Origin of the sequence: Paraburkholderia sp. 22099, from assembly GCF_052045835.1 — a bacterium.
Lineage (GTDB): Bacteria > Pseudomonadota > Gammaproteobacteria > Burkholderiales > Burkholderiaceae > Paraburkholderia > Paraburkholderia terricola.
On the sequence record NZ_JBQEPU010000021.1, the window covers coordinates 29,837 to 41,984 of the forward strand.

Consider the following 12,148-nt stretch of genomic DNA (forward strand, 5'->3'; position numbering starts at 1 on the left):
GCGAAGTCATAACATGCTGCGAGGCCGTTGCATCGTGCCGTCGAAGAAACGCTGCAAACGGAAAGCCGACAGATCGAGCGACGGTTCTCCGCCGTCGTTCATCTCGGCGAGCAGCTTGCCGACGATCGGACCCATGGCGAAACCGTGGCCGCAAAAACCGGTGGCGATGGTCAGGCCGCCGACCTGCGGCGGCGCGTCGATCACCGGTAGGCCGTCGGGCAGCACGTCGATCAGGCCAGCCCATGCCTCGACCACCTGTGCCTCCTTCAGCGCGGGAAACAGCGCACGCAGCTTCTTCAACGCGCGCGGCGCGTGGCTCGCGTTCGGCTGCGGATGCGGGTCGCGCGGATGCAGGACGCGTTCGCCTTGCGGCACCGCGCCCGGCAGACGGTCACGCAAATCGCGCAGGCATGCGCCGTTCAGATGGAAGCTGAACTTCTCGCGCTGGCTCCACAGTTCCGGCAGAAACCATTTGAGCGCGCGGAAATGGCCGAGGGTCATGTCGACGTCGACCTGCATGTCGTCGGCGAGATTGATCACGCCGTTCGCGCGTTGCCGGATGCCGAGCCCCTGCCCCCAGAAAGTGGATGCGGTGACGCGCGGCAGCGGATTGGTGCGCATGCAGGTGCCGCGCACCGCTTGCTGCGGCAACGCCAGCCCTAGCGTGTCGAGCAGACGCCAGCTACTCGCGCCGGCCGCGCAGATGAAGCGCGACGTGCGAATCGTGCCGCGCTCGGTCACCACGCCGGCGATCGCGCCGGCCGCGCGCTCGACGCCGGTCACGCCGCAGCCTTCGAAGAACAGCGCGCCGGCCTGCGCCGCCCGCGCGGCAAAGGCCGCGGCGGCGCGGCGCGGTTCCGCCTGGCCGTCGCTGGGGGTGTAGAGGCCGCCGAGCGCCGGACCTTGCATGCCGGTCACGATGGTGTCGATCTGCTTGCGGTCGAGCATGCGGGTGTCGAGCCCATGCTGACGCGCGACGTCCATCCATTGCTGGAACGAACTCCAGTCCTTCTCCTTCGTTGCCACGTACAGGCAGCCGCCCTGACGCCATTCGAGATCGAAGTTCAGCTCGCTTTCGAGCCCTTTCCACAGCGGGATGCCCGCCATCATCAGCGGCACTTCAGCAGCCTCGCGGCCCTGCTGGCGCACGAAACCCCATGCCCGCGACGACTGCTGCCCCGCAATCCGCGACTTGTCGAGCACCACCGCCGACAGGCCGCGGCGGGCCAGATAGTAGGCGGCCGCACAGCCCATGATGCCGGCGCCGGCGATCACCACATCGGCACGTTTCGGGAACGCCTGATCGGCGGGCGTGAAGCTCGCGTGCAGCGGATAGGTCGTGGTCATCGGGCAGGAAAGGTTTTAAGTGGAGGAATAATCTTCGCAGGCGGCAGCGTTGTCCGCAATGCCGCGGCGGTCGCGAGGCTCGGGGCGCATGGGCTCGCGGCGTCGTTGCGTCTGCGGTTTGCGGTTTGCGGTTTGCGGTTTGCGGTTTGCGGTTTGCGGTTTGCGGTTTGCGGTTTGCGGTTTGCGGTTTGCGGTTTGCGGTTTGCCGTATGCCGTCTGCCGGGAGCACGCCCGCGCGGTTTATTCGCTACACGCATATTCGCCTTTTATTCGCGAGACAGATATTTGCAGAATATGCGTCACACGAATATTTGACAAATATCCGTGTGACGCATAAAGTGCGTTTATTCGTCTCGCGGATATTTTGCCATGCTCCATCTCATCGCCACGCCGGGTCAAATGGCCCTGCTGCTCGCCGCCGGCCGGCGCCAGGCCGGCCTCACGCAGGCGCAAGCCGCGGCGCGGGTCGGCATCAGCCAAAGCCGCATTTCGGCGCTCGAAACCGACGCAGCGGCCATTACCCTCGCGCAATTGCTGGCGCTGTGCGGCGCCTACGGCCTGCAATTGCAGGTACGCGACAAGAACCAGCCGGTGTCTGATCCGGCGCCGTTGATCGAGTGGTGAGCATGGGTCGGCAAACGCATTCACGGGCGCTTTCAGTGTGGGCCAATGGCGAGCGCGTCGGCGTGTGGCGCCTTCCCACGCGCGGTTCGATGGAGTTCGCCTACGATCCCGCGTGGGTCGCCTCGCCCGCGGGCCGGCCGCTTTCGCTGTCGCTGCCGTTCACGCCGAGCAATCTGCCGCAGAAAGGCTCGCGCGTGCTCAACTATTTCGACAACCTGCTGCCCGACAGCGAGGCAATCAGAAAACGCATCGCCCAACGCTACCAGACCGAGACGCTGGATGCGTTCGATCTGCTGCAAGCGATCGGCCGCGATTGCGTGGGCGCCGTCCAGTTGCTCGCCGAGGACGACGCGCCAACCGGTGTCGAACAGATCGAGGGCACGCCGCTCGCGGACAGCGAGATCGAGGCCATGCTGGCGCGCACGGTCGGCAACCCGGCGCTCGGCACGCCCGACCAGGCCGACGACTTCCGCATCTCGCTCGCCGGCGCGCAGGAAAAAACCGCGCTGCTGCGGCACGACGGCAAGTGGCAGCGCCCGCATGGCGCGACGCCCACCACGCACATTTTCAAGCTGCCGCTTGGCCTCGTGGGCAACAAGCTCGCCGACCTCAGCACGTCGGTTGAAAACGAGTGGCTATGCCTGCGCATTCTGCGCGCCTATGGCTTGCCGGTCGCGAACACCGACATGCTGACCTTCGGCAAGCAGCGCGTGCTGAGCGTCGAGCGCTTCGACCGGCAACTGCATTCGAGCGGGCAATGGCTGCTACGGTTGCCGCAGGAGGACTTCTGCCAGGTGTACGGCGTGCCGTCGCATCGCAAGTACGAAAACGAAGGCGGCCCCGGCTTGCTCGACCTCGCGCGAATTCTTCAGCAGTCGGTCACGGCCCAGCAGGACATCGAAACGCTGCTGGCTAGCCAGATCCTGTTCTGGATGCTGGCCGCGCCGGACGGCCACGCCAAGAACTTCAGCATTCGCCTGCTGGCGGGCGGCCAGTATCGGCTCACGCCGCTCTACGACGTAATGTCGATCTGGCCGGTGGAAGGCAACGGTCCGAACCAGTGGTCGTGGTTCAAGGCGAGACTCGCGATGGCGATGTGGTCGCGCAGCAAACACGATGCGTTTCGCGACGTGCAGCGGCGTCACTTCAACACGATGGCGCTGAAGTGCTCGCACGGCGCCAACGCCGAGCCGCTGATCCGGCGGCTGATCGAACAGACGCCGCAAGTGATCGAACAGGTCTCGGCCGAATTGCCGGAGCGGTTCCCCGCCAAGGTGGCCGAGCGGATCTTCAAAGGACTGAGAACCTCGGCGGCCAGGCTGGAGAAAATGCCGGCAACGTAGGCTTCGGATTGCAGGCGGCGGCTTGAGCGCTTCTGGCTCGATGCGGTTCGAGGACACTTGCTTAAGCCTTCCTTAAGCTCGCGTGCAATACGCTTACCGGCTGCTCATGAAAAGGCGAGTCCGCCATCTTTTTTCGTTTGCCGGGCACCGCTCGGACGGTGCGCGCCGCAAGGGCTGCGAGCGGCTCCATGTATTTCCCTACAGATACGACGCGTCACATCGGTAAAATACCGTTAATGCCGAGTGCATAAACAGATCGCCGAATCTGTCCGTTCGCGCCGCGCGCGGACCGGTTCAGCGGCCGTCCTACAAAAACACAGGTCGCGATACTTTACGGTACATTTGCTGTCCCTCGCGTTGCCCGTGTCAATGCACATTGAATGCATGAGCGAGTGGCGTATCGCATTCCCCACAGCCCTTTACGACGGCGGATTTTCACGCAGTATGGCCAACGAAACACACTCACCCGACTCCATCGCAGTCGCCGAACGCGTGCGCGAGTTGATGAGCCGGCACGGAATCGGCAAACGCCAGCAAACCACGGAACTCTGCCGCATCCTCGATCTGAGTTTTTCGCAGGGGCACCGCAAGCTGCGCGGCAACAGTCCGTGGACCCTCTCGCAGATCAAGAAGGTCGCCGAGGTGTTCGGCGAACCCGCCGCCCAGCTATTCGGCGCGCAATCGCTCGATCCGGGCATGGTCGGCGCGATCGCGCAGGAAGCCGTGTTCAGCATCGGCGCGACCGAACTGGCCTGCACCGCCTGGGTCGGCGCCGCGCTCGAACCCGGCAGCCGCCCGGAATTCGTCGCCTATTCCAAGCTCGGCCAATGGCGCGTTGCGCGTCACGACGGCGCGCTCTATCAGAGCGCCTACGAAGTCCACAAGATCGAAATCTATCCGCGCCGCGCCGAGACCGACAAGCCGACCATCGCGGTAGTCGACGACGATCAGGCCAGCGCCGACAACCTGCGCGACTATCTGGAGCGCAGCGGCTTTACGGCGGTGGCGATCTACGGCCTGACGTCGTTCGCCGAGCAACTGCAAAGCCAGGTGTTCGACGGCGTGGTGATCGACTGGCTGTTCGGCTCGCAGACTTCGGCGGCGGCGATTCGGGCGGTGCGCGCGTCGGAGAATCCGGACGCGCCGATTTTCGTGCTGACCGGCGAATTGCTGACGGGCAAGGCCAGCGAATCGGAGATCAGCCAGGTGATACGCAACTACGACGTGGCGTGCTACGAAAAGCCCGCGCGCATGGCGATTCTGGTCGCCGATCTCTCCAAGCGGCTGAATCGGCCGTAAAGCGTCGGCCGTCAAGCGACGACCGTCAAGCGCGGGTCAGCGGCTGAAGGTGTGTGCTCAGGTTGATGCCCGCCTCCATCGCCTCCATTGCGCGCTTCCATGCGCCGTATCACACGCGCCTCGCTTCATAGTCCGCTTTGCAACCCGCTTTGCAACCCGCTTCACAACCCGCCTTGCAACCGCTCCCCCCGCTTCACACCGTATGCCGCGACGCCAGCGCTCGCTGCAACGCCTGACGCAAATCCTCGTAATGCACCGGCTTTAACAACGCTTCAAAAAACGGCTTCGAATCGGCCTCGCCTTCGGCCACGACGTTTTTCGTTCCAGCCACATCCGCCTCCGGCGCATACGCGCTGACCACGATCACCGGCACGCCTGCCGACGGTCCGCCGCGCACGGCGAAGTCCGCGAGAAACGCATAGCCGTCGCGCTCCGGCATATGCAGATCGAGCAGCACCACGTCGCAGCGGCGCGTGTCGAGCCACGCGAGCGCGTCGTCGGCGTTGGCGGCGACGTGCGCGTCGAAACCCATGTGCGCGACCATTTCGCTCAACGACTCGCGGATCAGCCGGTTGTCGTCGACGATCAGCACGCACGGCCGCTCGCCGCCCGCTTGCGCGTGAACGCTCACGCCTGCCGGCGCGACAGCCGCGACCGGCGTGACCGGAATCGTCACCGTGAAGGTCGTGCCCTGGCCCACCGTGCTCGCGACGTCGACGGTGCCGCCGAACAGCCTGACCAGCCCCTGCACGATCGTCAGCCCCATCCCCGCGCCTTCGAAGCGGCGCGTGCGCGACGCGTCCAGTTGCGTGAACTCCTGGAAGATCAGCGGAATCTGCGCATGCGGCACGCCCGGTCCCGTATCGCTGACGATGAACGTCAGCGTCTCCGGCTGCTGCTTCAACCGCACGCGCACCGTGCCGGTTTCGGTGTAGCGGATCGCGTTGGTGACCAGGTTGTTGACGATCTGGCGGATGCGGTGCGGATCGGAGTCGACCAGGCCGCTCACGCCGCCTGCCTCGATGACCTCGCTTTCGAGTTTCAGCCCGCGCGCGGCAGCCGACATCGCGTGCTCGTCGACGATCGACGCCAGCAATTCGCGCGGCTCGAAATGCTCGTGACGCAATTCGAGCTTGCCCGCGCCGAGGCGCGCGTAGTCGGTGAGGTCTTTCATCTGCGCCTCGAGATGCCGCGCCGCGGTTTCGAGCCGCTGGATCACCTTGCGGTCGGCTTCGGAATGGTAGTTGAAGCCCAGCAATTCGATCGACGAGACGATGGCGTGCAGCGGCGTGCGCAGTTCATGGCTGATCATGCCGAGGAACGCGTCCTTGGCGAGACTCGCCTCGCGCGCCGCGCGGCTCGCCTGGTGCTCGGCTTCGAGCGCCGCGTGCTGCTGAAGCATCAGACGCGTGCGGCGCCGGCCGTTGAGCACGAGCAGCAGCGTGGCGGCCGCCGACAGCAACAGCATCAACATGCCGCCCGCGAACAACAAGCGTCGCTTGTCGATGAAATCGCGGCTCATTGCCTCGCGATCGGCGACATCGGCGAAACGGCGGCTCAACGCCAGGTCGTTGACTTCGTTCCAATGCAGGCGCAACTGCGCAACGATCTGATTGGCGCCGCGGCGGTCCTTCGCCACGGCGGCGACCTCAGGCGCGAGGCCGGTGAGCAGACGATCGAGCGACTGCACTTCGTCGCGTTGCCGCTGCAGCAAAGGCACTTGCGCGGTCAGCCTGCTCGTGGAGCCGGCCAGCACGTGCAGCTTCGATTGCAGCAGTTGATAGCGCAGCAGCAGGCGCGGATAGTCGTCGTCGACGCCCGACTGATACAGCAGCAACTGATTCTCGAAACGCGCGTAGGCGATTTGCAGTTGCGCCGCGTCCCAGTAGAAGCCGTCGTAGGTGCCGGTCAACTGCTCGGTGGCGCGCGGGTTCAGCAGATTCGCGTACAACAGATAGCCGATCGCGCCGGCCGGCGCCGCGAGCGCGGTGAGCCAGATCAGCACGTAGAGAACGCGGCGCCACGGACGGCGCGCTATTTGACGATGAGAGCCTTGATCTGCCATACGAATTTCGAATCGCTCGCTGCGCCCACGAGTTCGTCGGGGAACGCATCGCGCGGATAGATAAGGAACAGCGGCCCGAAGTCGCTAAGCTTCAGACGCCGGCCATTCATGCTGTACGCGACGATCACGCCATAGCGATCGCAGTCCGACACCGGCACGGTGTAGGTGTAGTCGTCGAACGTATGGATCTCCACGTGATCGCCGTACGCGCCGACTGTCTTCAGAATATCCGCGAGCAGCGGTCCCGTGAAGGTAGAGCGCGGAGTCCACGTGGTGCTCGTCGTGATCGCATGCACCGGCAGCGCGAGCAGTTGCGCCTCGGTGAAGTGATACGACTGGCGCGAGGCGTCGGTGGTCCTCGCGATCTTGCCCTTCACGTCGAGCGAGAAGGGCACCGAGTCCTGCTGAGCGTGCGCGCTCCATGCCGCCAGCGCGAACATCAGGCCCATTGCCCAGCGCGCACCCCGGTACGCGCGTTTCCCACCCTGCATTTTTTTGGTCACCTTGGTCATGTTTTTTTCCGTTGTTTTTTGCGGCGCGCTACGTTTCTCCAACTTCCCGTGCTTCTCTGATTTCCTTACCGTCGCGCAGATGCAGATGCCGCGCGGCCCGCTGCGAAGCGACCACGATCAGCTTCATGGTCGCGCGGGTGGCGCCGACGAACAGCTTGCGCGCGATGCGCTCGTCGAACGCAGCGAAGTCGATCTCCGTGAAAATCACGCACGGCGCCGCTTGCCCCTTGAAGCGGTAGATCGACTCGAACAGCACGTCGCCCTCGCGGTATTCCGGGTTGCCGAACAGGTCGTATTTGCCCGTGAAACTGCGCAGCCGGTGCGGACCGAGATGATCCTGGGCGGTGATCGCCGAACCTTCGCGGCCGCGGAAGGACAGCACCACGATGTCCTGCTTGCGAAAGCCGAGCGAGAGTGCCTGCGTGATCGCGCGCTTGGTGGCCTCGATGCTGCCTTCGACGGCATGGGCTTCGTCGTAGACGGACAGCGCAATGTCCGAGCCGTCGAACGGACTGCCCGATGCGAGCGCCGCCGCGACCGGCACCGCGGCGCCGACCACGTCGCGCACATAGTCGAGGATGTCGCGCGGGCTGCGATAGTTGGTGGTTTCCTTCAGCGTGGTCCAGCCGGGCAGATCGACCGGCTCACGCATGTACAGGTTCTGCAGCGGGTCTTCGAGCCACCACCACGCCGCGCCAGGGCGCAGCAGTCGCTCGAGCGCCGCGACCCACGGCTGCTGGAAGTCCTGCCCTTCGTCGACGATCAATACGTCGAATTGCCAGCGCGCGCCGATCGGCGTCTGCGCGAAAACCGTTTCGAGCTGGTCGAAGACGTCGCCCGAACGGAAATCCGGCTCGCGGCCCGCATCGCGCGCAATCCAGTCGCACAGTTGGTGATAGTTCGCCACCTTCGCCTCGGGCGGCGCGACTCGCGCGATGTGATCGGCCAGCGGCCGGTTGAAGCACACATATAAAGGCCGCTGGCCGCGCGCCACCGCGTCCTTCATCACCTGCACCGCGAGTTGCGTCTTGCCGGAGCCGGCCGTGCCGATCACGCGCAGCCGGAACGGCGAAAATTCGAGCCGCCGCGCCCATGTCGCGAGACCGCCGGCGAGGCGCGTGACGAGCGTGCCCGCCTGTCCGACCAGCGCGCTGGCGTCGGGCGTGAGCGCGAGTTCGTCGGCGAGAAAGTGATGGATTTTCGGCGCGCAGGCAAGGCGCGGCTCGTCCGCCGGCAACGCTTCGCGGATGATCGCCGCGAGCCGGGTCTTGCGCGTGGCGTCGACGATGCGCGCCGGGTTCACGCCCGCGATCGCCGCGTCCTTGACGATGTGGTCCGGGCAATACAGCAGTTCCTCGATGAAATACGTGCCCGCGCCGAATGCCGCGGTAAAACGCCGGTGCAGCCCCTCGATGGTGTGCGCGAGCGCGATCGCCACGTTGCGCTCCGTTTGCAGATAGACCTTGACGAGACCCTTCGGCGTTTCGCGCAGGAAACCGGTTTTCTGCTCGACGATCATCACGCGCCCCGCCGGACTGACGATCACGAAATCGGCCTCGCCGAACACGGAAAAGTTCTGGTTCAGACGCGTCCAGTGCACGCCGTGATAGACGGTATAGCCGTCGGGCAGCGTGTCTTCCAGCAACGCGAGGGTTTCGCGTTCGCGTGCCGCCGCGCCGGTGGCGGCGAGGCTCTTCCAGTCGTCGGGGACAATGCGGGCCATGCGGTGCCTCGTCGTATTCGGGTGCGCTCATTGTACGCAACGCGCAGATGTTTCCGGCATGCGCCTCGACGTGGGCCGATCGCAACCCGCCGCGTGCAAAACCATGCGCATCGTGTATCGTTACTGGCTGAACGCCGCGCGCCGGGCGCGGCTTGCCAACTGTAAAGAAGAGGATTTGCCGGATGATCACGATCTGGGGACGCACTAATTCGGTCAACGTTCAGAAAGTCTTGTGGTGCTGCGATGAGCTGGTGCTGCCCTACGAGCGCATCGACGCCGGTCTGCAATTCGGCCGCAACAACGAACCCGACTATCTCGCGATGAACCCGACCGGCAAGATTCCGACGCTGGTCGACGACGGCTTCGTGCTGTGGGAATCGAACTCGATCCTGCGCTATCTGGTGCTGCAATACGGCGAGGCGAGCCTGCTGTATCCGTCCGAGCCCAGGCTGCGCGCGAGCATCGACCGCTGGCTCGACTGGTCGCTCTCCACGTTGCAACCCACCGAGCGTCCGGTGTTCTGGGCGCTTGTACGCACGCCGGCCGCCGAGCGCGACGCCGCCAGACTCGCGGCCGACTTCAGCGCGGTCACGCTGCTGTGGCGCATGCTCGACACGCACCTGCAAGGCCGCTTCTTCCTCGAGGGCGAACGGTTCACGCTCGCCGACATCGTGGTCGGCGCATACGCGAAACGCTGGTTCGGGGTGGACGGCGTCGAGCGTCCGCCGCTGCCGAACGTGGAGCGCTGGTATTCGCGCCTCGCCACGCGGCCGGGCTTCAAGAAATACGTTGATTTTCCGCTGACGTGAAGCGTGGCTGGCAGCCGTGCCATGCACCGGCACGGCGCGGCGCGATGGCCCTTATAATCGACGCATGAAAACCGCCAAGCCCACCGCGACCGCCGCTGTGAAAGCCGCTGCGCAATCCACCGCGCAATCCACTACAGCCAGCTCCGCTCATTCTCATGCAGCGGGGCACATGCACGGCGATTCGCAGGAAGCCGCACTGACCCTCGCGGAAGAATACTGCCGCGAACGCGGCGAAAAACTCACGCCGATCCGCCGCAAGGTGCTCGAATTGCTGTTGAATTCGGGGCGCGCCACCAAAGCCTATTCGCTGCTCGACGAGATGCGCCAGATCCACCCTGGTTCGGCGCCGCCCACGGTTTATCGGGCACTGGACTTTCTGCTGTCGGCGGGGCTCGTGCATCGGATCGAATCGATCAATGCGTTCACCGTCTGCCACGATCTGACGCAATGCCAGCACGGCATTCTGGTGGTCTGCCAGCAATGCGGCACCGTCACCGAGTTGCATCAGCCGAAGCTGCGCCAGGCGCTCGTCGCGCAAATCGAAGACGCGGGCTACCGCCTCGCCAGCGATGAGATCGAGTTGAAGGGACTGTGTGCCGCCTGTCAGGCAGCGGAAGCGGCGGCGACCGCCGCCGCGGGTTCAGCGGCATCCGTCGCCGCCGCGAAATAACGGCGACGCGCGTTTTGCAGCGGTCCGATCAACCCGCCGAGCGGGCGTCGATCGCGTCGTGCAGCAAAGTCACCAGATCTTCCGGCAACGCCGGTTTGGTCATGAAATGCTGGAAGCCTTCGCCGATACTGCGCAAGCGATAAGCGTCGTCGGTATGACCCGTGAGCGCCACGGCCACCGAAGGCGCGTGATCGCCGCGAATCTCGTGATCGCGCAGCCGCTGGATCAGATAGAAGCCGTCCATGGCCGGCAATTCCAGATCGCATACCACGGCGTCGGGCAATAAACGCAGCGCCGCTTCGACACCCTCTTCCGCATCCGCCACCGCGACGACATGCGCACCTTCCGCTTCGAGTAACAAGGTCAGCGATTCCCGGCTATCCGGGTCGTCTTCGACGAGCACGATCGTGGCCTGATCGAGTCTCAATGCTCCGTTCATGTTCTGTTGTTGCTCTAAAAAACCGGTTAGGCCGTCAGACTTGGCCAACTTATCGCCCTGCTGCTTGCCGCCGATTTGCGCGGCTGGGTTGTTGCTGTTCATGATTCCGACCCGGCTTCGCGCACCGAGTTGCAGACAGGCACACGATTTTAAAACATGGCCTTGGCGCAACGCGTGCGCACAGTAACGCGCCAAAATTGCACGCGGATGAAGAAACGGCCCTCGACGCCGTGACGACGGCGAGTCGATAGACGACATCCGATTCGCCGCGGCGGTTCGTGCCCCCCGTTGGCACGGCCATTCTCGCCCGGCGTCGTTTCTGGAATTCGTATTCCGCTTGCGGCGCGGGCGACATTGCTTGTTCCGCCCGGCGCTCACTTCCACCCGACAGGTAGCATGCCGCGTGCCGCGGCGGCTTCCGGCTCCCCAGGCGCCGGCGCACGTCGCCGCGAACACGCGCTTTAACCGGCTTTCTTCGGACCTATGCCCTGCACCAGCAGCGCCACCGCATGCCGCGCGATTTCCTCGCCGCCGACGTTGCACCGCATGGGATCCTCGCGCCACAGCTTTGAGGTGGCCAACGGCAGAATCGTCAGACCAAGCAACGTGACGAAGACCAGCGACGGCTCCAGCGCCGCGTTCAGGCGCCCCTCCTTTTGCCAACGCGCGATGCATTCAAGCGACGCCTTCTGTTGCACGTTGCCGAACCGTTCATGCATGCGCTGGCGCAGCAAGCCGCCGTCGCTGATGACCTCGCGCACCCATAGCGACGGAAACCACGGATTCTCGCTCGCCACTTGCACCAACCGCTGCGTGAGCGTGGTGATCGCCGCCACCGGATCGTCGGCGTGCTCCTGAAACGGCACGCCGAGCCCGGCGCGCAGCGGCGCGAAACGCTCGTCGATCAGCACGTCCAGTAGCTGATCTCGCGTCTTGAAGTAGTAATGCATCATTGCCGGCGTGAAGCCCGCCTCGCGAGCGATCTCGCCAAGCGTGGTATCGACGATGCCCTGCCGCGCGAAGAGCGCGAGCGCCGCCTCCAGCAAACGGCCGCGCTGCTCCGGTCCGCGCGCGGCGCCCGAGGGCCGGCCGGGGCGCCGTGCGGGCGCTCCGGCTGCCACGCTTGCGGGGTCGACGTCTCCACCAGCGCCTCCACGAGCGGCTTCACCAGCGGCTTCAAGCCGCCCCTGCTTCGCGGGCTTGCGCGGTTTCGCAGTCGCCGCATGACGTGGCGCGACTTTCACCTTGTGCTCATCGGACGGAATTCTTGCCATTGCATTCAATTTGACGTGTGCGGCGATGTCGCATATATTAATC

The 12,148-nt window shown here is 64.9% G+C and carries 11 protein-coding genes; 5 read left to right on the top strand and 6 right to left on the bottom strand.

Translation table 11 applies throughout. The annotated features are described in order from the left end of the window. Positions 1–6 precede the first annotated feature (6 nt). Entirely contained in the window at positions 7–1,347 is a 1,341-nt protein-coding gene (locus tag ACTJLC_RS20260) for an NAD(P)/FAD-dependent oxidoreductase (protein ID WP_073430917.1), read from the bottom strand. A 369-nt stretch (positions 1,348–1,716) separates the two neighbouring features. On the opposite strand from ACTJLC_RS20260, the gene ACTJLC_RS20265 reads away from it, so the two are divergent. The 3 genes from ACTJLC_RS20265 (at position 1,717) to ACTJLC_RS20275 (ending at position 4,613) form a co-directional block, all read left to right on the top strand. Beyond that, positions 1,717–1,971: a helix-turn-helix domain-containing protein gene (locus tag ACTJLC_RS20265; protein WP_073430916.1), complete on the top strand. Its 255-nt coding sequence runs from the start codon at positions 1,717–1,719 to the stop codon at positions 1,969–1,971. Between the two features lie 2 nt (positions 1,972–1,973). Continuing rightward, positions 1,974–3,314, top strand: coding sequence for a type II toxin-antitoxin system HipA family toxin (locus ACTJLC_RS20270; RefSeq protein WP_073430915.1), 1,341 nt, complete (start codon positions 1,974–1,976; stop codon positions 3,312–3,314). A 444-nt stretch (positions 3,315–3,758) separates the two neighbouring features. After that, entirely contained in the window at positions 3,759–4,613 is an 855-nt protein-coding gene (locus tag ACTJLC_RS20275) for a helix-turn-helix domain-containing protein (RefSeq protein ID WP_073430914.1), read from the top strand. A 193-nt stretch (positions 4,614–4,806) separates the two neighbouring features. Here ACTJLC_RS20275 and ACTJLC_RS20280 read toward each other — a convergent pair whose 3' ends face one another. From ACTJLC_RS20280 to ACTJLC_RS20290, 3 genes are read right to left on the bottom strand one after another with little or no spacing between them, the layout of a single operon-like run. After that, positions 4,807–6,678: a hybrid sensor histidine kinase/response regulator gene (locus tag ACTJLC_RS20280; protein ID WP_073430913.1), complete on the bottom strand. Its 1,872-nt coding sequence runs from the start codon at positions 6,676–6,678 to the stop codon at positions 4,807–4,809. Next, positions 6,648–7,190: a molybdopterin-dependent oxidoreductase gene (locus ACTJLC_RS20285; RefSeq protein ID WP_083086246.1), complete on the bottom strand. Its 543-nt coding sequence runs from the start codon at positions 7,188–7,190 to the stop codon at positions 6,648–6,650. The genes ACTJLC_RS20280 and ACTJLC_RS20285 overlap by 31 nt, the downstream gene beginning before the upstream one ends. Positions 7,191–7,218: 28 nt before the next feature. Further along, the gene (locus tag ACTJLC_RS20290) at positions 7,219–8,913 is read right to left on the bottom strand and encodes an ATP-binding domain-containing protein (protein WP_114163625.1); all 1,695 of its coding nucleotides are present in this window, start codon (positions 8,911–8,913) and stop codon (positions 7,219–7,221) included. Positions 8,914–9,095: 182 nt separating this feature from the next. On the opposite strand from ACTJLC_RS20290, the gene ACTJLC_RS20295 reads away from it, so the two are divergent. After that, positions 9,096–9,722 (top strand): glutathione S-transferase family protein, encoded by a 627-nt coding sequence (locus ACTJLC_RS20295; RefSeq protein ID WP_310132834.1) that lies wholly within the window; start codon positions 9,096–9,098, stop codon positions 9,720–9,722. Between the two features lie 64 nt (positions 9,723–9,786). Further along, positions 9,787–10,392 carry a Fur family transcriptional regulator gene (locus ACTJLC_RS20300; RefSeq protein WP_310120165.1) on the top strand — a complete coding sequence of 202 codons (606 nt, stop codon included), beginning with the start codon at positions 9,787–9,789 and terminating at the stop codon, positions 10,390–10,392. 28 nt (positions 10,393–10,420) lie between these two features. Here the strand turns inward: ACTJLC_RS20300 and ACTJLC_RS20305 are convergent, their stop codons facing one another. Both ACTJLC_RS20305 and ACTJLC_RS20310 read right to left on the bottom strand, forming a co-directional pair. Next, the gene (locus tag ACTJLC_RS20305) at positions 10,421–10,933 is read right to left on the bottom strand and encodes a response regulator (RefSeq protein WP_073430909.1); all 513 of its coding nucleotides are present in this window, start codon (positions 10,931–10,933) and stop codon (positions 10,421–10,423) included. 359 nt (positions 10,934–11,292) lie between these two features. Beyond that, positions 11,293–12,105 carry a TetR/AcrR family transcriptional regulator gene (locus ACTJLC_RS20310; RefSeq protein ID WP_310132839.1) on the bottom strand — a complete coding sequence of 271 codons (813 nt, stop codon included), beginning with the start codon at positions 12,103–12,105 and terminating at the stop codon, positions 11,293–11,295. Positions 12,106–12,148 lie beyond the last annotated feature (43 nt).